General features: G+C 40.3%; 23 protein-coding genes and 1 other RNA gene. 13 read left to right on the forward strand and 11 right to left on the reverse strand.

What is annotated here, in order from left to right:
- Window positions 1-5: 5 nt before the first annotated feature.
- The gene (gltB, locus tag GWI59_RS15435; protein WP_161725061.1) at window positions 6-4,466 is read right to left on the reverse strand and encodes a glutamate synthase large subunit; all 4,461 of its coding nucleotides are present in this window, start codon (window positions 4,464-4,466) and stop codon (window positions 6-8) included.
- Window positions 4,467-5,139: 673 nt separating this feature from the next.
- On the opposite strand from gltB, the gene arcB reads away from it, so the two are divergent.
- The 3 genes from arcB to mtgA all read left to right on the forward strand — a co-directional run bounded on the left by arcB (window position 5,140) and on the right by mtgA (window position 9,086).
- Window positions 5,140-7,476: an aerobic respiration two-component sensor histidine kinase ArcB gene (gene arcB, locus GWI59_RS15440; protein WP_072063756.1), complete on the forward strand. Its 2,337-nt coding sequence runs from the start codon at window positions 5,140-5,142 to the stop codon at window positions 7,474-7,476.
- Window positions 7,477-7,713: 237 nt separating this feature from the next.
- Window positions 7,714-8,364: an isoprenoid biosynthesis glyoxalase ElbB gene (gene elbB / locus GWI59_RS15445; protein ID WP_109399352.1), complete on the forward strand. Its 651-nt coding sequence runs from the start codon at window positions 7,714-7,716 to the stop codon at window positions 8,362-8,364.
- Window positions 8,365-8,384: 20 nt separating this feature from the next.
- A complete protein-coding gene (gene mtgA, locus GWI59_RS15450) occupies window positions 8,385-9,086 on the forward strand; it encodes a monofunctional biosynthetic peptidoglycan transglycosylase (RefSeq protein ID WP_072063754.1) in 702 nt (233 codons plus the stop codon).
- A 2-nt stretch (window positions 9,087-9,088) separates the two neighbouring features.
- On the opposite strand, the gene GWI59_RS15455 is transcribed toward mtgA, so the two are convergent.
- The gene (locus GWI59_RS15455; protein ID WP_072063753.1) at window positions 9,089-9,979 is read right to left on the reverse strand and encodes an AraC family transcriptional regulator; all 891 of its coding nucleotides are present in this window, start codon (window positions 9,977-9,979) and stop codon (window positions 9,089-9,091) included.
- A gap of 493 nt (window positions 9,980-10,472) precedes the next feature.
- Between GWI59_RS15455 and GWI59_RS15460 the strand changes: the two genes are divergently transcribed.
- The 7 genes from GWI59_RS15460 to ureG are packed head-to-tail and all read left to right on the forward strand — an operon-like array spanning window position 10,473 to window position 15,508.
- The gene (locus GWI59_RS15460) at window positions 10,473-11,309 is read left to right on the forward strand and encodes an urease accessory protein UreD (protein ID WP_006535309.1); all 837 of its coding nucleotides are present in this window, start codon (window positions 10,473-10,475) and stop codon (window positions 11,307-11,309) included.
- Window positions 11,310-11,330: 21 nt separating this feature from the next.
- The gene (locus GWI59_RS15465) at window positions 11,331-11,633 is read left to right on the forward strand and encodes an urease subunit gamma (protein ID WP_006535308.1); all 303 of its coding nucleotides are present in this window, start codon (window positions 11,331-11,333) and stop codon (window positions 11,631-11,633) included.
- 8 nt (window positions 11,634-11,641) lie between these two features.
- Window positions 11,642-11,968, forward strand: coding sequence for an urease subunit beta (locus GWI59_RS15470; RefSeq protein WP_006535307.1), 327 nt, complete (start codon window positions 11,642-11,644; stop codon window positions 11,966-11,968).
- Complete coding sequence (gene ureC, locus GWI59_RS15475) at window positions 11,965-13,668, forward strand: urease subunit alpha (RefSeq protein WP_161725063.1); 1,704 nt, start codon at window positions 11,965-11,967, stop codon at window positions 13,666-13,668. Before GWI59_RS15470 ends, ureC begins: the two co-directional genes overlap by 4 nt.
- A 25-nt stretch (window positions 13,669-13,693) precedes the next feature.
- On the forward strand, window positions 13,694-14,191 hold the full coding sequence (ureE, locus tag GWI59_RS15480) for an urease accessory protein UreE (protein WP_006535305.1): 498 nt from the start codon (window positions 13,694-13,696) through the stop codon (window positions 14,189-14,191).
- A gap of 24 nt (window positions 14,192-14,215) precedes the next feature.
- On the forward strand, window positions 14,216-14,881 hold the full coding sequence (locus tag GWI59_RS15485; RefSeq protein WP_006535304.1) for an urease accessory protein UreF: 666 nt from the start codon (window positions 14,216-14,218) through the stop codon (window positions 14,879-14,881).
- Window positions 14,882-14,890: 9 nt separating this feature from the next.
- On the forward strand, window positions 14,891-15,508 hold the full coding sequence (gene ureG, locus GWI59_RS15490) for an urease accessory protein UreG (protein ID WP_006535303.1): 618 nt from the start codon (window positions 14,891-14,893) through the stop codon (window positions 15,506-15,508).
- A gap of 112 nt (window positions 15,509-15,620) precedes the next feature.
- On the opposite strand, the gene dolP is transcribed toward ureG, so the two are convergent.
- The 4 genes from dolP to GWI59_RS15510 all read right to left on the reverse strand — a co-directional run bounded on the left by dolP (window position 15,621) and on the right by GWI59_RS15510 (window position 19,043).
- A complete protein-coding gene (gene dolP, locus GWI59_RS15495) occupies window positions 15,621-16,199 on the reverse strand; it encodes a division/outer membrane stress-associated lipid-binding lipoprotein (protein ID WP_036933029.1) in 579 nt (192 codons plus the stop codon).
- Window positions 16,200-16,208: 9 nt separating this feature from the next.
- Entirely contained in the window at window positions 16,209-16,799 is a 591-nt protein-coding gene (gene diaA / locus GWI59_RS15500; RefSeq protein ID WP_004245257.1) for a DnaA initiator-associating protein DiaA, read from the reverse strand.
- A gap of 22 nt (window positions 16,800-16,821) precedes the next feature.
- Window positions 16,822-17,199 (reverse strand): YraN family protein, encoded by a 378-nt coding sequence (locus GWI59_RS15505; RefSeq protein WP_109848412.1) that lies wholly within the window; start codon window positions 17,197-17,199, stop codon window positions 16,822-16,824.
- 80 nt (window positions 17,200-17,279) lie between these two features.
- The gene (locus GWI59_RS15510) at window positions 17,280-19,043 is read right to left on the reverse strand and encodes a penicillin-binding protein activator (protein WP_109848413.1); all 1,764 of its coding nucleotides are present in this window, start codon (window positions 19,041-19,043) and stop codon (window positions 17,280-17,282) included.
- Window positions 19,044-19,104: 61 nt separating this feature from the next.
- Between GWI59_RS15510 and rsmI the strand changes: the two genes are divergently transcribed.
- Both rsmI and rnpB read left to right on the forward strand, forming a co-directional pair.
- Window positions 19,105-19,983, forward strand: coding sequence for a 16S rRNA (cytidine(1402)-2'-O)-methyltransferase (gene rsmI / locus GWI59_RS15515; protein WP_006535297.1), 879 nt, complete (start codon window positions 19,105-19,107; stop codon window positions 19,981-19,983).
- 60 nt (window positions 19,984-20,043) lie between these two features.
- Window positions 20,044-20,419: RNase P RNA component class A (rnpB, locus tag GWI59_RS15520), an RNA gene on the forward strand.
- A 67-nt stretch (window positions 20,420-20,486) separates the two neighbouring features.
- On the opposite strand, the gene GWI59_RS15525 is transcribed toward rnpB, so the two are convergent.
- Window positions 20,487-21,191 (reverse strand): pirin family protein, encoded by a 705-nt coding sequence (locus GWI59_RS15525; protein WP_115065074.1) that lies wholly within the window; start codon window positions 21,189-21,191, stop codon window positions 20,487-20,489.
- Between the two features lie 113 nt (window positions 21,192-21,304).
- On the opposite strand from GWI59_RS15525, the gene GWI59_RS15530 reads away from it, so the two are divergent.
- Window positions 21,305-22,207, forward strand: coding sequence for a LysR family transcriptional regulator (locus GWI59_RS15530; RefSeq protein ID WP_006535295.1), 903 nt, complete (start codon window positions 21,305-21,307; stop codon window positions 22,205-22,207).
- 185 nt (window positions 22,208-22,392) lie between these two features.
- On the opposite strand, the gene GWI59_RS15535 is transcribed toward GWI59_RS15530, so the two are convergent.
- The 4 genes from GWI59_RS15535 to GWI59_RS15550 all read right to left on the reverse strand — a co-directional run bounded on the left by GWI59_RS15535 (window position 22,393) and on the right by GWI59_RS15550 (window position 23,978).
- Entirely contained in the window at window positions 22,393-22,785 is a 393-nt protein-coding gene (locus GWI59_RS15535) for a DoxX family protein (RefSeq protein WP_072063747.1), read from the reverse strand.
- Between the two features lie 184 nt (window positions 22,786-22,969).
- Window positions 22,970-23,275, reverse strand: coding sequence for a YqjK-like family protein (locus GWI59_RS15540; RefSeq protein WP_229096478.1), 306 nt, complete (start codon window positions 23,273-23,275; stop codon window positions 22,970-22,972).
- Window positions 23,256-23,666, reverse strand: a complete 411-nt coding sequence (locus GWI59_RS15545) for a phage holin family protein (RefSeq protein ID WP_006535291.1) — start codon at window positions 23,664-23,666, stop codon at window positions 23,256-23,258. The genes GWI59_RS15540 and GWI59_RS15545 overlap by 20 nt, the downstream gene beginning before the upstream one ends.
- Before the next feature lie 6 nt (window positions 23,667-23,672).
- Window positions 23,673-23,978: a DUF883 family protein gene (locus GWI59_RS15550; RefSeq protein ID WP_006535290.1), complete on the reverse strand. Its 306-nt coding sequence runs from the start codon at window positions 23,976-23,978 to the stop codon at window positions 23,673-23,675.
- Window positions 23,979-24,129: the final 151 nt, after the last annotated feature.

The following is a 24,129-nucleotide window of genomic DNA, read 5'->3' on the forward strand; positions in this document are numbered from 1 at the left end:
TTCTCCTATTGTGCCTGAACGCGTAATTCAGCGGATGAACGACGAGGGTGACCGAGTAACGCATTGACATCACTGGATTTGGGCTTAACTAATTTAAAGTGTTGTGACCAATATTCCCACTGTGAAAGTAACATTTCACCTTGCTGTGAGCTTGTTAATCTTACATGCTCTGCAATCATGCCACGTAGATGTTCAGCGAGAATGGCAAAGGATGCAACAGGAAGCAACTCAATAGATGAGGCATTGATCCGTTGTGATAATGTTGAATCTTCATCTAACAGATAGGCAAATCCACCCGTCATTCCCGCACCAAAGTTAATACCTGTTTTACCCAGAACGCAGACAATACCGCCAGTCATATATTCACAGCCGTTATCGCCAACACCTTCAACTACAGCTATCGCGCCGGAGTTTCTCACAGCAAAACGCTCTCCAGCCAAGCCAGAGGCATAGAGTTTTCCGCCAGTTGCACCATAAAGGCAGGTATTACCCATAATCGTGGCGTGGTGATTTTTAAAGGCGGAGCCAATAGGCGGGGAAATAACAATACGACCTCCTGCCATGCCTTTACCAACATAATCATTAGCATCACCCACTAAGGTTAATTCAACGCCCTGAGCATTCCAGACACCAAAACTTTGGCCGGCTGTTCCTGTAAAATGAAGTTTAATCGGGGTGGCAGATAAACCACTTTCGCCATATTTTTTAGCAATAATGCCAGATAACGTTGCGCCAACAGAACGGTCAGTATTACGAATATCAAAATAATAGGTTTGGCTTTTTTGCTGCTCAACGGCTTGAAGGGTTTGAGTAACAATGCGTTGGTTTAATTCGCCCTTATCATAAGTATTATTGTTTTCCTGACAATAAAGTGCATAACCTGATGGTGACGTTGCGGTTTCTAACAATCCACCTAAAGAGAGTTTTTGTTGTTTACTGCTAACGCCTTCTAGGCATGAAAGCAGGTCGGTTCGACCGATTAAATCGGTAATTTTTCTCACGCCAAGTAATGCCATTAACTCACGAGTTTCTTGCGCAATAAAACGGAAGTAGTTAATAACGCGTTCTGGTAATCCGTGATAATGGTTACGGCGGAGCGTTTCATCTTGGGTTGCTACACCCATTGCACAATTATTTAAATGACAAATACGCAAATATTTACAGCCTAGTGCCACCATTGGCCCAGTACCAAATCCAAAACTCTCTGCACCTAAAATAGCCGCTTTAATAATATCTAGACCTGTTTTTAATCCACCATCGACTTGTAAACGAATTTTATGGCGTAGGTCGTTTGCCACTAACGCTTGTTGAGTTTCAACTAAGCCAAGTTCCCACGGGCTACCTGCATATTTTACGGAAGTTAAAGGGCTTGCACCTGTACCTCCGTCATAACCTGCGATGGTGATCAAATCTGCATAAGCTTTGGCAACACCAGTCGCAATGGTGCCTACACCGGGCTCTGAAACCAATTTCACAGAAATCAGAGCAGTTGGATTGATCTGTTTTAAGTCGAAAATAAGTTGTGCTAAATCTTCAATGGAGTAGATGTCGTGATGAGGTGGCGGCGATATTAAGGTCACACCGGGTACGGCATAACGTAGTTGTGCAATATAAGGTGTCACTTTATCTCCGGGAAGTTGTCCGCCTTCACCGGGTTTTGCGCCTTGTGCGACTTTGATTTGTAAAACATCAGCACTCATTAAATAAGAGGGGGTCACGCCAAATCGACCAGAGGCGATCTGTTTAATACGTGAAACTTTATTAGTACTGTAACGAGCTGGATCTTCGCCTCCTTCACCTGAATTTGAAAATCCTCCTAAAGTATTCATTGCTTGCGCCAGCGCTTCATGAGCTTCTCGGCTTAATGCGCCAATTGATATCGCCGCAGTATCAAAGCGTTTAAATAATTCGGTTTCAGGTTCGACTTCTTCAATTGAGATGGCTGTTGTCTTGTTATTAAGCACTAACATATCGCGCAATGTTGTAATTGGGCGTTGTTGCACAAGGTTTGCATAGTGCTGATAGTCGGTATATTCCCCACTATTTACAGCTTTCTGTAATGCTTGAACGACATCAGGATTATAGGCATGGTATTCACCTTTATGTGCATATTTTAATAATCCACCTGCTTCTAAAGGATAACGAGTTAACCAGGCTCGTTTTGATAGATTAAATAAATCCTGTTCAAAATCACTAAAGTCAGCGCCATTAATCCGATTATCAACACCAGCAAAACAGAGGTTAACAACGTTATCGTTTAATCCGACCGCCTCAAAAAGCTGAGAGCAACGGTAAGAGGCAACGGTTGAAATGCCCATTTTGGACATGATCTTATACAATCCTTTATTTATGCCGTTGCGGTAATTCAGCATCACTTGAGCATAGCTTGCTTGCAGGATTTTTTTATCAACACGTTGCGCTAAAGATTCATAGGCAAGATAAGGATAAATAGCCGTAGCACCAAATCCGAGTAATACGGCGAAATGGTGGGGATCACGAGCGCTGGCCGTTTCAACAATAATATTAGCATCACAGCGTAAGTTATTATCGACCAACGCTTTTTGTACAGCGCCCACGGCCATAGGCGCAGGAATAGGTAGTCGCTCTTTAGTGATATTTCTATCTGATAAAACGAGTAATACTGCACCACGATGAACTTCCTGTTGTGCTGTTACGCATAATTGGCGTAATGCTGTTTCTAGGTTGTCTTCTGTGGGTTGATACGTGATATCAAGATGAACGGATTGGTAATAAGGATTTTCTTGATTAATAAGCTGTTGGAAATCGCTATAAAGCAAAATAGGTGATTTAAAACTCAGCCGATGTGCTTGACCTTCCGCTTCGCAAAACACATTCATCTCGCGTCCAATGCAGGTCGCTAAAGACATGACATGGGCTTCTCTTAATGAATCTATCGGAGGATTTGTGACTTGCGCAAATTTCTGTCTGAAATAGTCATAAATCAGGCGAGGGCGTTGAGAAAGTACAGCAAATGGGGTGTCATCGCCCATTGAACCTGTGGCTTCTTGCCCGTTCTCTGCAAGCACATGCAAAATGCTTTCAAGCTCTTCTTGGCTATAGGCAAATTGTTTTTGATAAGTGGCTAATAAAGTGTCATCAAAGGCGCGTTGCCCTGTGGCTTGTTGTTCTGGTAACTCTTCAAATGGCGTTAAGCGTTTGACATTGCGTTCTAGCCACAATTTATAAGGATGGCGTCTTTTTAAATCCTCATCAGTTTCGGCTGAGTGCAAAATGCGTCCTTGATGAGTATCAATGACCATCAGTTCACCGGGACCGACTCGTCCTTTTTCTCGCACTTCATCAGGCTGATAATCCCAAATACCAATTTCAGAAGCACAAGTGATGATGTTATCTGTGGTAATAACGTAACGAGCAGGACGTAAACCGTTTCTATCTAGCGTACATGCAGCATAACGACCATCTGATAATACAATGCCCGCAGGGCCATCCCAAGGCTCCATATGCATTGAGTTAAAATCAAAAAATGCCCGTAAATCATCATCCATTTGTGGATTATTTTGCCATGCAGGAGGAACGAGTAAACGCATAGCACGAACAATATCCATACCACCATTGAGAAAAAGCTCTAGCATATTGTCGAGTGAACTTGAATCTGAGCCACTCTCATTCACAAAAGGGGATGCACTTTGTAGATCAGGAATAAGTGGCGTATGGAATTTATAGGCACGCGCTCTCGCCCATTGGCGATTGCCTGTGATGGTATTAATTTCACCGTTATGCGCTAAATAACGAAAAGGTTGAGCAAGTGGCCATTTGGGAGTGGTATTCGTTGAGAAACGCTGGTGGAATAAACAAATTGAAGATTCCATGCGTAGATCAGCAAGATCGGTAAAAAAACGAGGTAGATCGATGGCCATACAGAGGCCTTTATAAACCGTCACCAAATTAGAAAGACTGCAAATATAAAAATCGCTGTCAGTAATGCGTTTTTCAATGCGTCTACGAGCAACAAAAAGTCGTCTCTCAATATCACTTATCCGCCAGCCTGCAGGTGCGTTAATAAAAACTTGTTCAATTAAAGGAAGAGAAGAAAGAGCAATACTGCCTAAAATCTCAGTGTTAATAGGAACTTTGCGCCAGCCAACAATGGAAAGCGTTTCACGTTGTAGCTCTTCTTCGACGATGAGACGGCACTGTTTGGCAATATTAGGATCTTGGCTTAAAAATAGCATGCCTACGGCGTAATTTTTTGCTAAACGCCAGCCTTTTTCTTGTGCAACTAATTGGAAAAAACGCTCTGGTTTTTGTAAGAGTAATCCGCAACCATCACCGGTTTTGCCATCAGAAAGAATAGCGCCACGATGTTGCATTCTGGCGAGACCATGTATGGCATTTCTGACAATCTTATGGCTGGCTTGTCCTTCAATATGCGCGATCAACCCAAATCCACAATTGTCTTTTTCCTGTGTCTTTTGATAGAGCATTTTTGCTTCCTACTTGGTTTACTGGGCACCTCAAAAAAAGAGCGCAAAAGGAACGTTTTGGCTCAAAGTATGTAGGTAAATTTATGGGTGTTCAGTTGGGTGATATTGTGTTTGCCTAGCTTGGTGTGTTTTTTATATTGCTCTGCTATGCCTTTTAAACTTATCGATAAATAAAAATCAGGTCAATGTGTAGAAAGATTTGACTGAGATAAAATAGGTAAGGAGTGTTTTATTCTAACATATTGATTAATAGGTAAATTATTCTATTTTAAAATGGTGTGGGAACGATTTTTTAATGTGAGCTATATCACTTTATTTGAGCTATTTAGCTTTATCTCATCCTTTAATGATAAAAACGAGTAGTGAGTTATTCTGACGAATGTATTAAATTTGGAATTTTATTGTTTTTATACATTTTGTATAAAAAAAGACAAATTGCATTTTTTATAATAAGGTCTACTTATCGAGGGTATAGCTATCGATTATGTTACTTGGTTTTGTATTATCCTTATGAATGTACATGTCCTAGATAGGCTTGTTGAGAGAAAATAGAGGATTAAATCAAACAAAGTAATGAGAAATAACGGTTCGTAGCAAGATTTCTGAATGTTCGCCACTGCGCCAATTCATTTTTGGGTTATCATTCCATAGATTCAATATATTGGAGTTTTCAATGAAATTGCTCAAAGGGCTTGCCCAATACTACGTTGACTTAATGATGAGGCTGGGGCTAATTCGCTTCTCATTGTTGTTAGCTTCTGCATTAGTTGTTTTAGCGATGGTTGTTCAAATGGCGGTGACATTCTTGCTTGCCGGTGATGTTACCAGTATTGACCTTGTTCGCTCTATTTTCTTTGGACTGATTATTACGCCTTGGGCTGTCTATTTTCTTTCGGTTGTCGTTGAACAACTGGAAGAATCACGACGTCGTTTATCTCGTATGGTGGATAAACTAGGCGTAATGCGCCAGCGAGACTTAGAGCTTAACTCTCAATTAAAAGAGAATATTGAGCAATTAAACTTGGAAATTCAAGAGCGTGAAAAAGTTGAAAAAGCGCACCTTGAACTACTAGAAAAACTAAAAAGTGAAATGAAGCGTCGTGAATTGACGCAAATCGAGCTTGAACAACAATCCTCACTTTTACGCTCATTTCTAGATGCTTCTCCTGATTTAGTTTATTACCGTAATGAAGATAATGAATTTTCAGGATGTAACCGCGCAACAGAATTACTGACAGGTAAAAGTGAGAAGCAGCTTATTGGTTTAACACCGCTTGATGTGTATGACGAAGATATTGCGATAAAAGTGATGGAAACCGATGAGAAAGTTTTTCGTCACAATGTCTCACTTACCTATGAGCAGTGGCTGGTTTACCCTGATGGGCGAAAAGCCTGTTTTGAATTACGTAAAGTGCCGTTTTATGACCGTATTGGTAAGCGTCATGGCTTAATGGGTTTTGGACGTGACATTACAGAGCGTAAGCGCTATCAAGACGCGTTAGAGAATGCGAGTCGTGATAAAACCACCTTTATCTCAACCATCAGCCATGAATTGCGTACACCGCTAAATGGTATTGTTGGATTAAGCCGTATCTTATTGGATACCGAACTTTCACCAGAACAACTCAATTACTTAAAAACTATCCATGTGAGTGCGATTACGTTGGGTAATATTTTTAATGACGTGATTGAGATGGATAAAATTGAGCGTAGAAAAATTCAGTTAGATAACCAGCCAATTGACTTCACTGAATTTATTTCTGATTTAGAAAATCTGTCTGGACTGTTAGTACAGCCAAAAGGATTGAAATTTACGCTTGAAGCAGAAGAAACGCTACCGCATAAGATAACTTCTGATGGGACTCGATTACGTCAGATTTTATGGAATCTCATTGGTAACGCGGTGAAGTTTACTCAAGAAGGTGAAATCAAAGTGCGTATTTGGCAAGAAGCGCCAGATAAGTTGTTCTTTGAAGTGAAAGATAGCGGGATTGGTATTCCTAAAAGTGAGCTTGAGAAGATCTTTGCCATGTACTATCAAGTCAATGATAGTCAAGGTGGTCGTTCTGCAACGGGAACGGGTATCGGACTTGCTGTCTCAAAACGCCTAGCACAGCATATGGGCGGTGATATTCGTGTTGAGAGTGAGTTAGGTGAGGGGTCTACCTTTACCCTCTCTATCGTCGCTCCTGCTATTGAAGAACATCACAATATCGATAGTGATGATGAGCTCTTATTACCTGCTTTAAATATTCTGCTTGTTGAAGATATTGAACTTAACGTGATCGTGGCCTGTTCTGTTTTAGAAAAACTGGGTAATACCGTTGATGTAGCAATGACAGGGCAAGAAGCGTTATCGATGTTTAAGCCTGATGAATATGACTTAGTGCTATTAGACATTCAATTACCTGATATGACAGGGTTCGATATTTCAAGAAAATTACGTCAAGAATTCGACAGCAATGAACTTCCTCCTCTTATCGCTTTAACAGCAAATGTTTTGAAAGACAAAAAAGAGTATTTGGATGCGGGAATGAATGATGTGCTAAGCAAACCACTTTCTGTGGATGCACTTACCGCGATTATCAATAAATTCTGGGGAGATGGTGCGGTTTCTATGCCATGTAATGAGTCATCGGAATTGTTGAATAAAAATGAAGAATTATTAGATATAGACATGCTGAATCAGTACATCGAACTCGTAGGACCTCAATTAATCACTGATGGTCTAGATGTTTTTGAAAAGATGATGCCAAGTTATATGTCAGTTCTTGAATCTAATCTGACCGCGCGCGATCAGAAAGGCATCACTGAGGAAGGACATAAAATCAAAGGTGCAGCAGGTTCTATTGGTTTAAAACATTTACAGCAACTCGCTAAACAGATCCAATCACCGGAATTACCTGCTTGGTGGGACAATGTGCAAGAGTGGGTAGATGAGCTAGGAAAGGATTGGAGAAAGGATGTGGAAAGTTTAAGAAACTGGTTAGCAGGGGCTAGAAAAAAATAACCCCAACCGAAGGTTGGGGTGCGCGAATACTGCGCCAACACCAGGGAAACTTTTCTATCCGCTTTTTTTGATTCTCATTACATAGGCGAATAGGATGAAACTATTCCATACATCATACATGCAACAAAATAGCAAAGATAAGTTTTTTTGTTACAAGAAACATTTAAATATGTGATGCCGATTGGTGTTTACACCTATAAATGGGTAACTAGTAATCTACTACAAACGGAGAAAGATATGAAATCAATTGCGGTAATTTTAAGTGGTTGTGGTGTATTCGATGGGAGTGAAATCCATGAATCAGTGCTCACAATGCTTGCTTTGAGCCAAAATAATGCTGAAGTTCATTATTTTTCACCTAATGAATTACAACCAACTGTAATTAATCATATTACAGGTGAAGAAAAATCAGAAAAAAGGAATATGATGGAAGAATCTTCTCGTATTTCTCGTGGTAAAATATCCCCTTTATCAGAGGCAAAGGCTGAAAACTTTGATGCTGTTATTATTCCTGGTGGTTTTGGTGCTGCTAAGAATTTGTGTAATTTCGCAACAAAAGGAAGTGACTGTGAAATTAACAAAGATCTCTTAAGATTTGTACAAGCGATACATCAGCAAAATAAACCATTAGGGCTAATGTGTATTGCGCCTGTAATGTTACCAAAAATGTTAAATTCTCCAGTGAAATTAACAATTGGAAATGACGTGGAGACTGCTCGTACAATTGAAAAGATGGGGGGTGTCCATATAGATTGTCCTGTTGATGATATCGTTGTTGATGAAAAATATCGTGTTGTCACTACGCCTGCGTATATGCTTGCACAATCTATAGCACAAGCACAGGTGGGGATTGAGAAACTGGTTAAGAAAGTCCTTGAGATGGCATAAAGAGTAGGTAAAAACAGCAGATGGTACTGGTGAGAAAGTTAAAGAAACTATTAATTATTTTAATTGCTTTATGGTTGTTAACAGTTGTGCTGTTTTCTTTTTTACCTGTGCCTTTTTCTGCTGTTATGGCTCAAAGACAAATTTCTGCTTGGAGTGAGTTTGATTTTTCTTATGTATCACATTCCACTTGGGTCAGTGAGAAAGAGATAGCTCCTGTGATGTATTTAGCCGTTATTGCATCTGAAGATCAAAATTTCCCCAAACATTGGGGATTTGATTTTGATGCTATTGAGAAAGTTTTCAAAAAAAATTATAACAATGGTAAAACATTACGTGGAGCATCGACTATTTCTCAGCAAACGGTCAAAAATCTTTTTTTATGGGATGGTCGTAGTTGGATTAGAAAAGGTCTCGAGACCGGAATGACGCCAGTTGTCGAGCTTATTTGGTCAAAAAAACGTATTTTAACGGTATATCTAAATATTGTTGAGTTTGGTGATGGGATCTTTGGCGTAGAGCAGGCTTCTCAACACTATTTTAGAAAGCCCGCAAAACAACTTACAAGTTATGAAGCTGCATTATTAGCCGCAGTATTACCTAATCCGCATATTTATCATGTAAATAAACCTTCTGCTTACACCCTAAAACGACAACAGTGGATCTTAAATCAGATGCGACTAATGGGTGGAATTAGTTTTTTAAAGAAAAATAATTTGTCATAACTCTATAAGGTTTGAAATATTTTTCTATTAGGTTCAGCAATCTTTTCTGATAGTTTCGTTATTGCAGAAGGATCGTTAGATTGGCGAGACTGCACGCGAAATTGTGAAGGTGTCATGCCGTATTTGCGCTTAAAAGCATCGCAAAAATAGGCATTACTGCCAAAACCACAGCGATGACTTATTTGAAAAACAGTGTAATTAGAAAACGTGAGGTAATTTAATGCAATCCCCATTCTGACATCGAGTAATAACTGGCAGAATGAAACGCCTTCTTTACTTAAATGTCGGCGTAACGTTGATGGCGTTGTGAAAAGCGTTTTAGCGACATCTTCTAAATGCCATTTTTTTTGCGGATCTTGCGTAATTAAATGCGTAATTGCCTGATTTTTAGGCTCATCATAGTTAAATCGGAAGATATTTAAAATATCGATACCTTCTTGATATACCGCCATCAAAATAAAAAATAAACATTGCTGCATAAACATGGTTTCTTGAGATGGAGAGCCATGTGGTAGTGGTAAGCATTGTTTTAAAATTCCAAAATTACTTTTTATCACTTCAGGCGTCGATAAATGGTAAGCAGGAAGATGGCTTGTCAGTGGTGAGCTAGATTTTATTAAAGGTTTTAGTAAAGAGAAAACAGATTGAAGTTCTGTTTCACATAATACAAGAGTGTGTAGTTCAATCGATTTATGCGTAAATTGATTCACTATATCGCAAGACACTTGACTGTATTTCGGAATAATAAGCGTTAAATGACTAGATACATCAATAGATTGCCCATTGATGCAAATCGTACCTTTTGCGCCACTAACCATCGCTATCATCGGGTTTTCGATGTAAAACGTTTTTAAAGACATTTGGTTAGAGGACAGGATGTGTTTGTATTCCATGATCTTCGATATACCGTAGGCAAGTTAAGCATTCATCTTGCTTAAATGAACAATACTCAAAATTAGCTCATTAGTTGTATAAACTGATAAGCCACGTCTAGAATAATAAATAGAAAGATTATTCTAGTTTAAATTAGTGTTGTCATGCAAAGCAGAATAAGAGTGAAACAGAATATAATCTTGTTGATAAAACAAGACAATATAGATATTTGTTCATTTTTTACATTTATTTTAAACAGTGTTATTTTTTCTAAATAAATTGTTATTTATTCAAAACGCATTTTTCTTAATAAGGTGTAGAATCGCGCGTCACAGACAAAGGCGATTATTCTGTTCTTAGGATATCACTGTTTGTCTTTTATCCACACCCTATCCAACATTCATTAGCTTATTTTCTATTTGTTTTTGAATGACTCAATCTTATGGATAGCGCTGTATTATTCACACATTTTCCTGATTTATTGATAATTTTGCCGAGTTGGCAGGAGTGAGTATGTCTGACTTTTCAGGGAAGGGTTGGCTTGCTGAAATCGCTTTACGCTATGAAGTGAAACGCGGAGTCACGCGTCTTACAGAAAAGCGTCATATCGGCCCATTAATGGTTCAGCGTCCTTTTTATCCTGAGCAAGGTATTGCACACACTTATTTACTTCATCCCCCAGGCGGTGTGGTTGGTGGCGATAACCTATTGATTAATATTGATGTGCAATCCCAAGCGCACGCATTGCTCACAACACCTGGGGCGACTAAGTTTTACCGTAGTGCTGGTGGGGTGGCTCATCAGATTCAAACATTAAAGGTCGCACCGAATGGTTTTTTAGAGTGGCTTCCTCAGGAGAATATCTTTTTTCCTGAAGCCCAAGTTCGCCTAGAAACGCATATTCATATTGCAACTACGTCGAGATTTATTGGCTGGGAAATCCAATGCTTTGGCCGCCCTGTTTTAAATGAATGGTTCGAAAATGGCAGTGTTAAAGGACGTTTTAATTTCTATATTGATGAAAAGCTGACATTAACAGAATCGCTTTTTGTTGATGGTTTACAAAAAAGATCGGCCGCAATGCGTGAATTTCCCATGTTGGGGTCGCTTTATATTTATCCCGCAACGGACGAATTAAAAAACAGTATTCAACAAAGTATCGAGGCTTTCTCAGCTTCTTACGATCATGCCATTGAATATGGCTTAACAGATATAGACGGTATTTTAGTTTTACGGTTATTAGGCTCTCAAACAGAGCCGATGATGGCGTGTTTTGTTCAAGTTTGGCAAACCGTCAGACAACACTGGTTAGGGTATTGCCCTGAGCCGCCTCGTATATGGGCGACATAATCGTTAATTTTAGGAGCAGAAATGGAATTAACACCAAGAGAAAAAGATAAATTACTGCTTTTTACAGCGGGCCTTGTTGCTGAAAGACGTTTAGCGAAAGGGCTCAAGCTTAATTATCCTGAAGCGGTTGCACTTATCAGTTGCGCCATTATGGAAGGGGCGAGAGAAGGTAAAACGGTTGCCCAATTAATGAGTGAAGGACGCTCAGTTTTGGCAGCAGAACAAGTCATGGAAGGTGTACCAGAAATGATAAAAGACATTCAAGTGGAATGTACATTCCCTGATGGTACAAAACTTGTTTCTATCCATGATCCTATTGTGTAGGTAACAACATGATACCCGGTGAAATTAGAGTTAACCAAACGTTAGGCGATATTGAGCTTAATGCTGGCCGAGAGACAAAAACAATACAAGTTGCTAATCACGGTGATAGACCCGTGCAGGTGGGTTCTCATTATCATTTCTATGAAGTAAATGATGCGCTGAGATTTGAGCGAGAAGGTACATTGGGTTTTCGTTTAAATATTCCAGCAGGTATGGCGGTTCGTTTTGAACCCGGTCAAAGCCGTACCGTTGAATTAGTGGCTTTTGCAGGAAAACGTGAAATTTATGGTTTTCACGGCAAAGTGATGGGTAAATTGGAGAGTGAGAAAAAATGAAAACTATCTCACGTCAAGCTTATGCAGATATGTTCGGGCCAACAACAGGTGATCGTCTGCGATTAGCTGATACTGAGCTCTTTCTTGAAATTGAAAAAGACTTCACCACTTATGGCGAAGAGGTCAAGTTTGGTGGTGGTAAAGTTATTCGCGATGGTATGGGGCAGAGCCAAGTCGTTAATGCTGAATGTGTCGATGTACTTATCACTAACGCCATTATTTTAGACCATTGGGGGATCGTAAAAGCCGATATCGGTATTAAAGATGGTCGTATTGTGGGGATTGGTAAAGCGGGTAATCCGGATGTACAACCTAATGTGGATATTGTTGTAGGGCCGGCCACAGAAGTGGTTGCGGGCGAAGGTAAAATAGTTACCGCTGGTGGCGTTGATACACATATTCACTTTATCTGCCCTCAACAAGCACAAGAAGGTTTAGTCTCTGGTGTCACCACATTTATTGGTGGTGGTACAGGGCCTGTGGCTGGAACGAATGCAACGACAGTAACGCCAGGTATTTGGAACATGCACCGCATGTTAGAAGCCGTTGATGAATTGCCTATTAATGTGGGGTTATTCGGCAAAGGTTGTGTCAGTCAACCAGAAGCGGTTCGCGAGCAAATTGAGGCGGGTGCTATTGGTCTAAAAATTCATGAAGATTGGGGTGCAACGCCGATGGCAATTCATAACTGCCTTAATGTTGCCGATGAAATGGATGTGCAAGTTGCTATTCATTCTGACACCTTAAATGAAGGTGGTTTTTATGAAGAAACTGTAAAAGCGATAGCGGGCCGTGTGATCCACGTTTTCCACACAGAAGGGGCGGGTGGTGGGCACGCACCCGATGTAATTAAATCAGTCGGTGAGCCGAATATTTTACCTGCTTCAACAAATCCAACAATGCCTTATACCATTAACACGGTAGATGAACATCTCGACATGTTAATGGTTTGCCATCACCTTGATCCTTCTATTCCTGAAGATGTGGCCTTTGCTGAATCTCGTATTCGTCGCGAAACTATTGCTACGGAAGATATCTTACATGATATGGGTGCTATTTCTGTTATGTCGTCAGACTCACAGGCAATGGGGCGCGTAGGTGAAGTTATTCTTCGTACTTGGCAATGTGCGCACAAAATGAAATTACAACGCGGCATATTAGAAGGTGACACTGCTGAAAGTGATAACTGTCGCATTAAACGCTATGTGGCGAAATACACTATCAATCCTGCTTTAGCGCATGGTATTGCACATGAAGTGGGGTCTATTGAAAAAGGGAAGTTGGCTGATCTGGTTTTATGGGATCCTGCTTTCTTTGGTGTGAAACCCGCATTGATCATGAAAGGTGGCATGGTGGCTTATGCCCCAATGGGGGATATTAATGCGGCTATTCCAACGCCTCAGCCTGTGCATTATCGCCCAATGTATGCGTGTTTAGGTAAAGCGAAATACCAAACGTCAATGATCTTTATGTCAAAAGCGGGCATTGAAGCCGGTGTGCCAGAAAAGCTGGGCTTGAAGAGCTTGATTGGCCGTGTCCAAGGTTGTCGTAGCGTGACAAAAGCATCGATGATCCACAATAGCTATGTGCCACATATTGAGCTAGATCCACAAACCTATATTGTGAAAGCAGATGGTGTGCCATTAGTGTGTGAACCCGCAACACAATTACCGATGGCACAACGCTATTTCCTCTTTTGATGCAGATTTATTGAGAATATAGAGAATGAAAAGATTTACTCAACTTATTGATCAACAAAAAGCAGTTGAAATAGCAACACCTGAACAACCGCCTCTTATTCTGTGCTTAACGATGGATGAAAGAACCAAAAGTCGTTTAAAAGTGACATTAAGTGATGGGCAAGAAGCAGGGTTATTTTTACCCCGTGGTACGGTGCTAAAAGAGGGCGATATTTTACTGTCAGAAGATAATACGCTAGTCACAATTGAAGCCGCAAAAGAGCAAGTTTCAACCGTGTATAGTGACGATCCGCTGCTATTGGCTCGAGTTTGTTACCACTTAGGCAATCGTCATGTTCCATTACAAATTGAAGCGGGTTGGTGTCGTTATTTTCACGATCATGTTTTAGATGATATGGCGAGAGGCTTGGGCGCCAATGTGGTTGTGGGGTTGGAAAAATATCAACCTGAGCCGGGTGCTTATGGTGGATCGTCTGGTGGACATCATCATCACGCTCATGACGATCACCATCATCATCACTAATTATTTGAATAAGGGAGCCTATTGATGCTTGCAGATCTACGCTTATATCAATTAGTCAGTCCTTCTTTACCGGTGGGATCGTTTACTTATTCTCAAGGGTTAGAATGGGCAATTGAAAAAGGTTGGGTTTGTTGTCCTCAAACGTTAACGGCTTGGTTAAGTACTCAAATGACAGGTACTTTAGCGACGTTAGAGCTCCCTATCTTACGGCGATTACAAGAAAATTTAGCACAAGCCAAAATGAGTGAAGTGAAGTATTGGTGTGATTTTATTATCGCAAGTCGTGAAACTAAAGAATTACGGCAAGAAGAGCGCCAACGCGGTATTGCTTTCGCTCGTTTACTTCCTCAATTAGATATTGAGTTAGATGAAACCTTACAAGCCTGTGTAAAACAGACACAACTGATGGCATTTGCGTTAGCGGCTGTGAAATGGAATATTTCCGTTGAAAAGTTATGTTGTGCTTACGCTTGGGGGTGGCTTGAAAACACGGTGATGTCAGGCGTGAAATTGATCCCATTAGGGCAAAGTGCGGGGCAGAAAATACTGTTTACATTAACAGAACAGATCCCTGAGATTGTTGAGCAGTCTGCATATTGGCCCACTGAAGATATTGGGAGCTTTACACCCGCGCAAATCATTGCCAGTAGTCGTCATGAAACACAATACACTCGACTTTTTCGTTCATGAGAAATCTATATGCAAGAATATAATCAACCACTACGTATTGGTGTTGGTGGCCCTGTTGGATCAGGAAAAACAGCACTGTTAGAAGTTCTTTGTAAAGCAATGCGCGACACTTATGAAATCGCGGTTGTAACTAACGATATTTATACCCAAGAAGATGCCAAGATCTTAACGCGTGCTGAAGCATTAGATGCCGACCGTATTATTGGTGTCGAAACAGGAGGTTGTCCTCATACTGCTATCCGTGAAGATGCCTCAATGAACCTTGCTGCGGTTGAAGAGTTAGCAATGCGCCACAAAAATCTTGATATCGTTTTTGTGGAAAGTGGCGGTGATAACTTAAGTGCGACATTTAGTCCAGAGCTTGCTGATTTAACCATTTACGTGATTGATGTGGCCGAAGGGGAAAAAATTCCACGTAAAGGAGGCCCTGGTATTACTCATTCTGATCTGCTGGTGATCAACAAGATCGATTTAGCACCTTATGTTGGCGCCTCATTAGAAGTGATGGAAGCTGATACTGCTAGAATGCGTCCTGTGAAACCTTATGTTTTCACCAACTTAAAAGAAAAAGTAGGCTTGGAAACTATTATCGATTTTATCATCGATAAAGGGATGTTAAGACGCTAACAGCTTGTTGAGTAAAGGCGAGTTTTAGTCGAGAAAGAAACTGACAGTGTCGGTCATTATTCACAAAGACCGATACTGTCAGAATAATACAAAAACGAGATTAGTAATGTGATCAGTTAAGGTAAGTAAATGCGGTGGTAACTTTAACAACCCCTTTGGTTTCACTGGCTATTTTCGCAACAGCCGCTCCTTCTTGGCGAGTTAAAATACCAAATAAGAACACTTCACCATTTTCAGTGATCACTTTTACTGACGATGATTTGACTGAATCACTGCCTAAAATTTGAGAGCGAACTTTGGTTGTTAACCATGTGTCTGAAGACGCAGTGCCTAATGTCACAGGCTCGCCTTGGCGAACTTCGTTATAGACGTTATTCACCCCTTCAACCTTACTTGCGACTTGTTTAGCCGTATTGGCAACAGACATATCAGGGCTTTGACCTGTTAACAGAATATTGCCTTGATAAGCGGTAGCCACAATACGTGAATTGCTTTTCTTGATCTGTTCGTTTTTGTTTAGAGCACCAGAAACACGTGCTTCCAAGGTACCATCGTCAACTTGTTGCCCTAATGAGCGAGGATCGGTTGCAGTTTTACCCGCAACTGCGGCAGTGCCGACAACAGCTGCGCCGATACAACCTTGCAGTAAAAGTGCAGAACACAGCACTGCAGTGATAGGAAGCAATTTCATAGTAACTCCTTAGTCATCCTGATGTGGGAATAATGTATTATCAATTAAATCGCAGAGACAATTGACTGTTAGCATCTGAACTTCCTGTATTCTGACGGTACGTTGAGATGGAATACGAATTTCAACGTCTTGAGGGCCTAATAATCCGGCAAGCTCTCCGCCATCATAACCTGTTAATGCAACAATGGTCATATCTCGTGTAACAGCGGCTTCAACGGCTTTAATAATGCTTCGACTGTTACCGTGTGTCGAAATAGCAAGCAGTACATCTCCAGCTTGTCCTAATGCGCGCACTTGTTTAGCGTAGATTTCATCGTGTTGCTGATTCCCCATAATTGCAGTCATCACAACGCTATCTGTGTTTAACGATAATGCGGGCAAGCTAGGGCGCTCTGTTTCAAAACGATGGATCATGCTTGCGGCAAATCGCTGTGCTGTTGCTGCTGAGCTACCGTTTCCACAGCTTAATATTTTATGGCCGTTTAATAACGATTGAACCATCATCATGGCGGCTCTGGAAATGGCATCTGGTAATGCTTCTGCTGCTGCAATTTGAGTTTGGATACTCTCTGTAAAGCAGACTTTGATTCTATCAAGCACGTTAAGACCTATATAATCTAATTTAACGAATAAATTCCGTATAATCGAGAATGTTTTTTAACCATATTAACTGGCGTTGATTAAATGCACAAACATCAAATCGACAGTCTGAAGTCTCGATACTTTCTTGGCGTTGTGCTAACCAACACGTTGCTGTCCGCCATAAACGACGCCGTTTTGAGGTAGTAATAGAGCTTATTGCATCACCAAATGAGGTGTTATATCTAAAGCGAACCTCAACAAATACCCATGTCTTGTTTTCTTGCATAATAAGATCAATTTCGCCACAGGGATATCGGACATTACGCGCAATTAATATTAATCCTTGTTGGCGTAAATATTTTAGCGCTTTTTGCTCATAGTATAGTCCTAAAAAATAAGGACTTTTAGAAAAAATCATCCATGATTTCCTTCTTTCTCTTACTCATAAAATAAACCGCCTTTATGGCGGTTTATTTTAATGATAATTAAATACTTTTATTACTGTGTAACAGGTTCAATCTTACCTTGTTTAAATTGCATCCAAGGAAGTTGTCTATAAACAGTACAGTTGTTTTCAACATGTAATGAACCTGAAATACCATTAAAATGTAATGTGCCTTTTGTTAGATCATTGTAATTGTTTGCTAATGACCATGCATCAATTCCCATCGCGTAAAGACGCATTAATGAGTAATCGTTCGCAAATTTACTGGATGCTTTTTGCATTAACGGCAAATTAGCGCCAGTCATCAATGGAATATCACTAAATTGAATGCCATCCATCTCCATACGGAAATCAGGACCAGTTCCACCTTGGTTACTGCGTGAGCTAACATAAATGGGTGGACGCTTTTGGGTACTGATCGCCATATCAATCATTGGCTTAATTAAGGTTAATTCATCGCTAGTCGCAATGATGTAAACCGAATCAATCGCACCACCCGCAGATGGAATAGATTGAGTCTCTAATGGTAAAGGTGCATTAGCAGTTGGTAAAACCGGTGTGCCTGTCATGCGAATACCGACACCGCGATTAATCGATGCTTTTAAGCTTTCAACAGAACTAAAGGTTTGTTGTAAAACAGTACCGCCACCTGTACGTTGCCATTCATCAGCAAAAGTTTGTGCCATTCTTTGACCAAATTTATTATCTGGAACAATAATTAATGGATTTGCTTTTTGTTGCTGACGCAAATGCTGTGCCGCATTACGAGTTTCATCTTCTGGCGAAAGAGAGAAGAAACAGACAGTAGTTGCAGAAGGGATCGTATCTAACTCATTTAATGCTAATACGGGTAAGCCACTTTGAAGCTCAATGGTTTTCATGACTTCAGGTTTTAGTAGTGGACCGACAATTAAGTTGGCACCATCTTGTTGTGCTTTTTTCAGTAACACATCAATAGGCTGACTATTGGTATCATAAACAATCACTTGGCGAGAGTTTTGAGCAATAGGGTCAAGCTGAACGCTCATATTACTTGAAAAAGTATCCGTTCCTTTTTCTTCTTTTACTTGATTGGTTTCACTATTGTCAGTGGATTCTTTCGTTGTATCTGAATTTGTTGCAGAAGTTTCAGTATTGCTAATGCCTAATTCTTCTAAAATTGAAGCTAGGCTATCATCGTTTTTAGGTGTTTGAGATTCAGGCATCGCTTGTGGTTGTGGTAAGCCACTTTGCGCATCAAGGAAGCCTTGACGAATGGCTTCACCAAAGACTTTCGCTTGCCCTGTTAAAGGTAATAATAATGCGATTTGGCTATTCGTACTTACAGAAGGTTGTGAAAGACGTAATAATGAAGCTGGAAGTGTTAATGCAGCTGGATTACGAGGATAGCGAGTCTGCCATTCTCTGACTGCTGTTGATAATTTATCAGCATCATCTTTGTTGTATTCATAGGTATTGAGTAAATCTAACCAACCTTGCAGCGTATTTTCATCTGCTTTGATAACCACACTACGGCGTTGCTCTGGTGTGAGTTTGGTTAGTGTGAGCCATGTATCATCAATATTTTTTTGACGCAGTTGAGGATCAGTAATTAATGTTTCTAACCCAATATAGGCTCTAATAACATCTAAAGATGCTAGCCCTTGAGCATCATCAATTACTTTTTGATATTGTTTCATCTCCATTTCTGCTTTTGCAGCTGGAGTGAGAGGTTGTTCTTGTTGCCCCGTCAGGGTACAACCTGACATAATCAGCGCAGAGAGTATCGCAGTATAGGATAAACCTGTTTTAAAACGCACAAAAATTGAGGAAAGCATACTGTACCCAGTGATGTTTTATAATTATGCTCAATTTTAAATCGGTCATTCGGAATAAACAATGAATCAACCTAATCGAGCAGCGGTAACGACATCCACACTGTACATAGTACCCACACCTATTGGTAATCTGGGCGATATCACCCAGCGGGCACTTGATGTGCTGTCTCATGTCGATTTAATTGCTGCAGAAGATACCCGTCATACAGGGCTTCTATTACAGCACTTTGCCATTAACGCACGTTTGTATGCGTTACATGATCATAATGAACAGCAAAAAGCAGATCAATTAATTAGCAAATTACAACAGGGGCTAAGTATCGCATTAGTCTCTGATGCAGGTACACCATTAATTAACGATCCTGGTTATCATTTAGTCAATCAATGCCGTAAAAATGGCATAGATGTAGTGCCACTGCCTGGCGCTTGTGCTGCTATTACGGCACTTTCTGCCGCAGGGCTTCCTTCTGATCGTTTTTGTTATGAAGGTTTTTTACCAGCCAAAACAAAAAGCCGCCAAGATTGCCTACGTGAATTGTTAGAAGAACCTCGCACATTGATTTTTTATGAATCAACACATCGATTGCTAGATAGTTTAGCTGATATGGTGACAGTTTGGGGTGAAGATCGCTATGTAGTATTAGCGAGAGAACTCACAAAAACGTGGGAAACTATTCAAGGTATGCCTGTAGGGGAATTACTGAAATGGGTGCTTGAAGATGAAAACCGCCGTAAAGGTGAAATGGTATTAATTGTTGAAGGGTATGAAAAACCGGTTGATGATAATTTTTCACCAGAAGTGTTACGAACACTCGCGATTTTACAAAAAGAGCTACCACTGAAAAAAGCGGCGGCAGTCACTGCTGAGATTTATGGTGTGAAGAAAAATGCACTCTATAAACATGTCATTGAGCAAAATGGTGAAGCTCAAGACGAGTAAAGTGATTTTTTAGCTTCTTTCGCTATACATTTTCTCCCAAAATCCCTATAATCCGCACCCTGAGTTGACTAGACAACCGCTGCTTTATCGTTGTCCCTTCGGGGGAGACGGATAGAGGGGAGGAAAGTCCGGGCTCCACAGGGCAGGGTGCCAGATAACGTCTGGGAGGCGCGAGCCTACGACAAGTGCAGCAGAGAGTAAACCGCCGATGGCCTGTTTACAGGATCAGGTAAGGGTGAAAGGGTGCGGTAAGAGCGCACCGCGCAACTGGTAACAGTTTGTGGCATGGTAAACTCCACCCGGAGCAAGACCAAATAGGGGTTCTTATGGTGCGGCCCGCATTGAACCCGGGTAGGTTGCTTGAGCCAGCGCGCAAGTTCTGGCCTAGATGAATGGTTGTCCACGACAGAACCCGGCTTAACGGTCAACTCACCTCATAAAAAACCCTCGATTCACATTGTGTTTCGAGGGTTTTCTGTTTTTAAGCCAATCTAAATCAACTATCACGAAATAATATCAATAAACAAGCCACGAAATTCAGCCGAGCTTTTTAACGTGATGCTGTGGCTATCTTGAATAAAAGCTCCATCGCCACACTGGATTTGCCCATTCTCTTGTGTTGACGTTTGCAAATAGGTACCACCTTTTATGGATTGTAAAAAGCCTTTCTGTCCTTTTATTGGCAGTGTGATTTCATCGCCTGTTTGCAAATGAATATGATAAAGCCAAATGGTTTGCCTTAACATTAACGAGCCATCATCACCGGTTGGTGAAGCTAATAATTGATATTTTAATTTTTCATCTAATACCAATTTTTGTGAGGCTAAACTTTCTTGTTGTGGACAAGCATTTAACCACAACTGAATACGGGTTAATGGCGTATCAGGACTACTGTTTTTCTCTATATATGTATCAGTATTATGCGGTGAAATAAGTAAGCACTCATTTTCTTTTGCCGTCACAGTACGTCCCATATTATCAAGGTATGTTGCTTCCCCTTGAAGAATAAGATTAACGACATCAACATGAGGGTAAGTCTTTGCTTTAAACTCAGAATTTGGTGCAAGCACCTCTTGGTTGAGAACTCTTAGCGTGCCATAGTCTAAAAAATGAGGGTCAAAGTAGTGGCCAAAGGAAAATGTGTAGCGAGCTTGTAGCCAACCATAATCCGCTTTACCACACTGTTGTGCTGTTCTGTATTTTATCATAGCGGTATTTTTCGAGTAGGTTATCAATATATTTATCATAGAGGTATGGACTGTCTATTGTTAGCAAGTTAATCTGGTGCCTATAATCAAATTATTTGATAGAGATAAGTATAATGAGTAAAGACAAAGCCATTACGTTGGAATCTTTACGAGTGATGGATGCCATTGATCGTAGAGGGAGTTTTGCAGCGGCTGCTGATGAACTAAATCGAGTTCCATCGGCGCTCAGTTATACCATGCAAAAATTAGAAGAAGATTTAGATGTTGTTCTTTTCGACCGTTCTGGCCATAGAACAAAATTTACTAATGTCGGTAGAATGCTACTTGATAGAGGGCGTATATTACTTGAGGCTGCTGACAAATTAACCTCAGACGCTGAAGCCTTAGCAAGGGGTTGGGAGCCTCATATCACTATTGTTTGTGAAGCGCTTACTCCAGCATCTAGACTCTTTCCTTTGGTTGATAAACTGGCTGAAAAATCAAATACGCAACTTTCCTTAGTTACTGAAGTATTAGCGGGCGCTTGGGAAAGCTTAGAAAGTGGTAAATGTGATATTGTGATTTCGCCCGATATGCATTTTCGTACTTCATCAGAAATTAATTTCCGCCCTTTATACAATACCACTAGCGTTTACGTTGCCAGCCCAGATCATCCCATCCATAACGAACCTGAGCCATTAGCCGAAGAAACTCGCTTGAAATATCGAGGCATTGCGATTGCAGATACAGCAAGAGAACGCCCTGTATTGACAGTATTGTTGTTAGATAAACAGCGCCGTTTAACGGTCAGTTCGATTGAAGATAAACGCCGAGCATTAATTGCAGGTTTAGGTGTCGCGACAATGCCGATTGATTTAATTGAAGATGACATCAAAGAAGGGCGCTTACGTGTTGTTGGCCCTGAATATCATCATGAAAATAATATTATTATGGCATGGCGTAGAGACAGCATGGGCGAAGCTAAATCGTGGTGTCTACGTGAAATACCTAAACTCTTTGCGAATGATAAAAAATAGTTTTGTTATTAGATAATTTTTATGTTTAGAGATAATCGCTCACAGAGTAATTGTGGGGATAACAGAAAAGAAGTTAATGAAAAATTATACTAATATCGTTAAAAAAGAACCCTATGCTTAAAACATAGGGTTCCTTATTGAGTTTAAGATCCCCTAAGGGATCTTTTTTATTTCTAAACTTTTTATTACCAGTTTTTATTGAGAATACGATCTAAGCTCCATTTACCTGGGCCTGTGATAACGAGTAATAAATATCCGCCGGCAATGGTCATATTTTTCATAAACATTAATTGGTTCATGCCTTCAGCAAAATTACTGTGGAACAATAATGCGGTTAAGAGAGTAAAGACCGCGGTAAAAATTGCTGTGGTGCGAGTTAAGAAACCAAATAAGATGGCTAATCCACCACCTAACTCTAATAGAATAGTCAGTGGTAATAAGAAACCGGGAACGCCCATTGCTTGCATATATTGTTGTGTACCTTCGTAACCACCAATTTTTCCGTAGCCTGCGCTGATAAATAAAATCGGCATTAAAATACGGGCAATCAATAACGCAATGTCTTCAAATTTTTTCATGATGTTTATTCCTAATCAAACTCTATTATCTGCAATGTATATCTGTTTATATTTGTATTTTCGTTGGTTAATTTTCTATTTTTAGAATTAATAACCACGGCTACGGTGTGAGATATACAATAATGTGAATTGAGCGGAGAGGATATTAAGAAGAATTAACATTCTTAGACAAAAAAATTGAAGATTAATCAGAGGTTTTTTTGAAGGACTTTTGGATCGTACGAATTAAGCCAATTGCACCGATCGCGCGTTGCCCTAATCGTATGATTTTTTTAGGATGCTTAATGCTGTAAAGAGAAATAAAACTAGCTCCCACTAAAAGCGCCGGTTTTAAGGAAACTAAAATTCGCCATGCTTTATCATAAGGCTCTGTTACATCAAGCCAAGTTTGTGTGCTTTGTCCTAAGTCAGAGCGCTGTTGCTGAATTTTATTCAACAACAGCTTTTTACGTCTTGCGAGGATCGCCTGTTTATTTTGTCTGTTCATCATGATATTGCTCCAAAAGGCGTTTATCTAATTCTAATTGCTGGCGAGTATCGCCTAACAAGGTAGAATTTCGCGCTTTTCTTAATGTCATGATGCCGCCAATGAGCGCACAGAGAAGTAAAGTCGCCGTTGTGATGGCTAAAGCATAGACTCGATATTCAGGTGGAATAATCCAAAAAATCAGAATAAGTAGGCTCATTAAGCCAAAGGCGGTGAGCAACAAAGTAACACCAGCCATTAAAATAAGCTGGATCAGAGTGGTTTTTTCTTCTTCCAGTTCTATGGCGATTAATCGTAGGCGAGTTTCAACCATGCCTATCATGATAGCGCCAATCTTACTGAGAGAATTCAGAACCCCGGATGCGGGGCCCTGTGGTCTTTGTGTATCACTCATTATAAATTAGCGTTTTGCTAGTAAAACACCAAGAACAACACCAACAGCCGCACCAATACCGATACCTGTCCATGGATTTTCACGAACATAGTTATCTGCTTTTCCGGCGATTTCTTTGGTGTTATCGACAATCTCTCTACCAGCATCACTGAGTTTTGCACGAGAACCTTTTATTGCCGATTCTGCTTTGGCTCGTAGACTTTGGAGCTCTTCTTTGGATTTATCTGCAGAGGAGTTCAGTACTTCTTCTAGAGTATCAGCAAGAGATTTCAATTCACTGCGCAGATCTTCATTCGAATGTTGATGAGACATAAGTAACTCCTTTAATAGATATCGATGTGATACTTATAACAATAGACCAATTTTACCGCTTAATGAAATTAAATAACGACTTATTGGTAAAAAAAAGAGATAAATCTTAATGGATATCCACAGTTAAAGGGATGAGACGATGTTAAGGCGA

The organism is Proteus sp. G2673 (assembly GCF_009915125.1).
In the GTDB taxonomy this organism is placed as follows: Bacteria; Pseudomonadota; Gammaproteobacteria; order Enterobacterales; family Enterobacteriaceae; genus Proteus; species Proteus penneri.

What these genes read in the sequence shown, in the direction of transcription:
- GWI59_RS15545 (WP_006535291.1), bottom strand. Translation starts at nt 23,666, where the DNA reads ATGAGTGATACACAAAGACCACAGGGCCCCGCATCCGGGGTTCTGAAT.
- ureC (WP_161725063.1), top strand. Translation starts at nt 11,965, where the DNA reads ATGAAAACTATCTCACGTCAAGCTTATGCAGATATGTTCGGGCCAACA.
- ureE (WP_006535305.1), top strand. Translation starts at nt 13,694, where the DNA reads ATGAAAAGATTTACTCAACTTATTGATCAACAAAAAGCAGTTGAAATA.
- elbB (WP_109399352.1), top strand. Translation starts at nt 7,714, where the DNA reads ATGAAATCAATTGCGGTAATTTTAAGTGGTTGTGGTGTATTCGATGGG.
- GWI59_RS15510 (WP_109848413.1), bottom strand. Translation starts at nt 19,043, where the DNA reads ATGCTTTCCTCAATTTTTGTGCGTTTTAAAACAGGTTTATCCTATACT.
- arcB (WP_072063756.1), top strand. Translation starts at nt 5,140, where the DNA reads ATGAAATTGCTCAAAGGGCTTGCCCAATACTACGTTGACTTAATGATG.
- dolP (WP_036933029.1), bottom strand. Translation starts at nt 16,199, where the DNA reads ATGAAATTGCTTCCTATCACTGCAGTGCTGTGTTCTGCACTTTTACTG.
- GWI59_RS15455 (WP_072063753.1), bottom strand. Translation starts at nt 9,979, where the DNA reads ATGGAATACAAACACATCCTGTCCTCTAACCAAATGTCTTTAAAAACG.
- GWI59_RS15525 (WP_115065074.1), bottom strand. Translation starts at nt 21,191, where the DNA reads ATGATAAAATACAGAACAGCACAACAGTGTGGTAAAGCGGATTATGGT.
- ureG (WP_006535303.1), top strand. Translation starts at nt 14,891, where the DNA reads ATGCAAGAATATAATCAACCACTACGTATTGGTGTTGGTGGCCCTGTT.
- rsmI (WP_006535297.1), top strand. Translation starts at nt 19,105, where the DNA reads ATGAATCAACCTAATCGAGCAGCGGTAACGACATCCACACTGTACATA.
- GWI59_RS15530 (WP_006535295.1), top strand. Translation starts at nt 21,305, where the DNA reads ATGAGTAAAGACAAAGCCATTACGTTGGAATCTTTACGAGTGATGGAT.
- GWI59_RS15505 (WP_109848412.1), bottom strand. Translation starts at nt 17,199, where the DNA reads ATGATTTTTTCTAAAAGTCCTTATTTTTTAGGACTATACTATGAGCAA.
- GWI59_RS15465 (WP_006535308.1), top strand. Translation starts at nt 11,331, where the DNA reads ATGGAATTAACACCAAGAGAAAAAGATAAATTACTGCTTTTTACAGCG.
- GWI59_RS15550 (WP_006535290.1), bottom strand. Translation starts at nt 23,978, where the DNA reads ATGTCTCATCAACATTCGAATGAAGATCTGCGCAGTGAATTGAAATCT.
- GWI59_RS15470 (WP_006535307.1), top strand. Translation starts at nt 11,642, where the DNA reads ATGATACCCGGTGAAATTAGAGTTAACCAAACGTTAGGCGATATTGAG.
- GWI59_RS15485 (WP_006535304.1), top strand. Translation starts at nt 14,216, where the DNA reads ATGCTTGCAGATCTACGCTTATATCAATTAGTCAGTCCTTCTTTACCG.
- GWI59_RS15535 (WP_072063747.1), bottom strand. Translation starts at nt 22,785, where the DNA reads ATGAAAAAATTTGAAGACATTGCGTTATTGATTGCCCGTATTTTAATG.
- GWI59_RS15460 (WP_006535309.1), top strand. Translation starts at nt 10,473, where the DNA reads ATGTCTGACTTTTCAGGGAAGGGTTGGCTTGCTGAAATCGCTTTACGC.
- GWI59_RS15540 (WP_229096478.1), bottom strand. Translation starts at nt 23,275, where the DNA reads ATGATGAACAGACAAAATAAACAGGCGATCCTCGCAAGACGTAAAAAG.
- gltB (WP_161725061.1), bottom strand. Translation starts at nt 4,466, where the DNA reads ATGCTCTATCAAAAGACACAGGAAAAAGACAATTGTGGATTTGGGTTG.
- mtgA (WP_072063754.1), top strand. Translation starts at nt 8,385, where the DNA reads ATGGTACTGGTGAGAAAGTTAAAGAAACTATTAATTATTTTAATTGCT.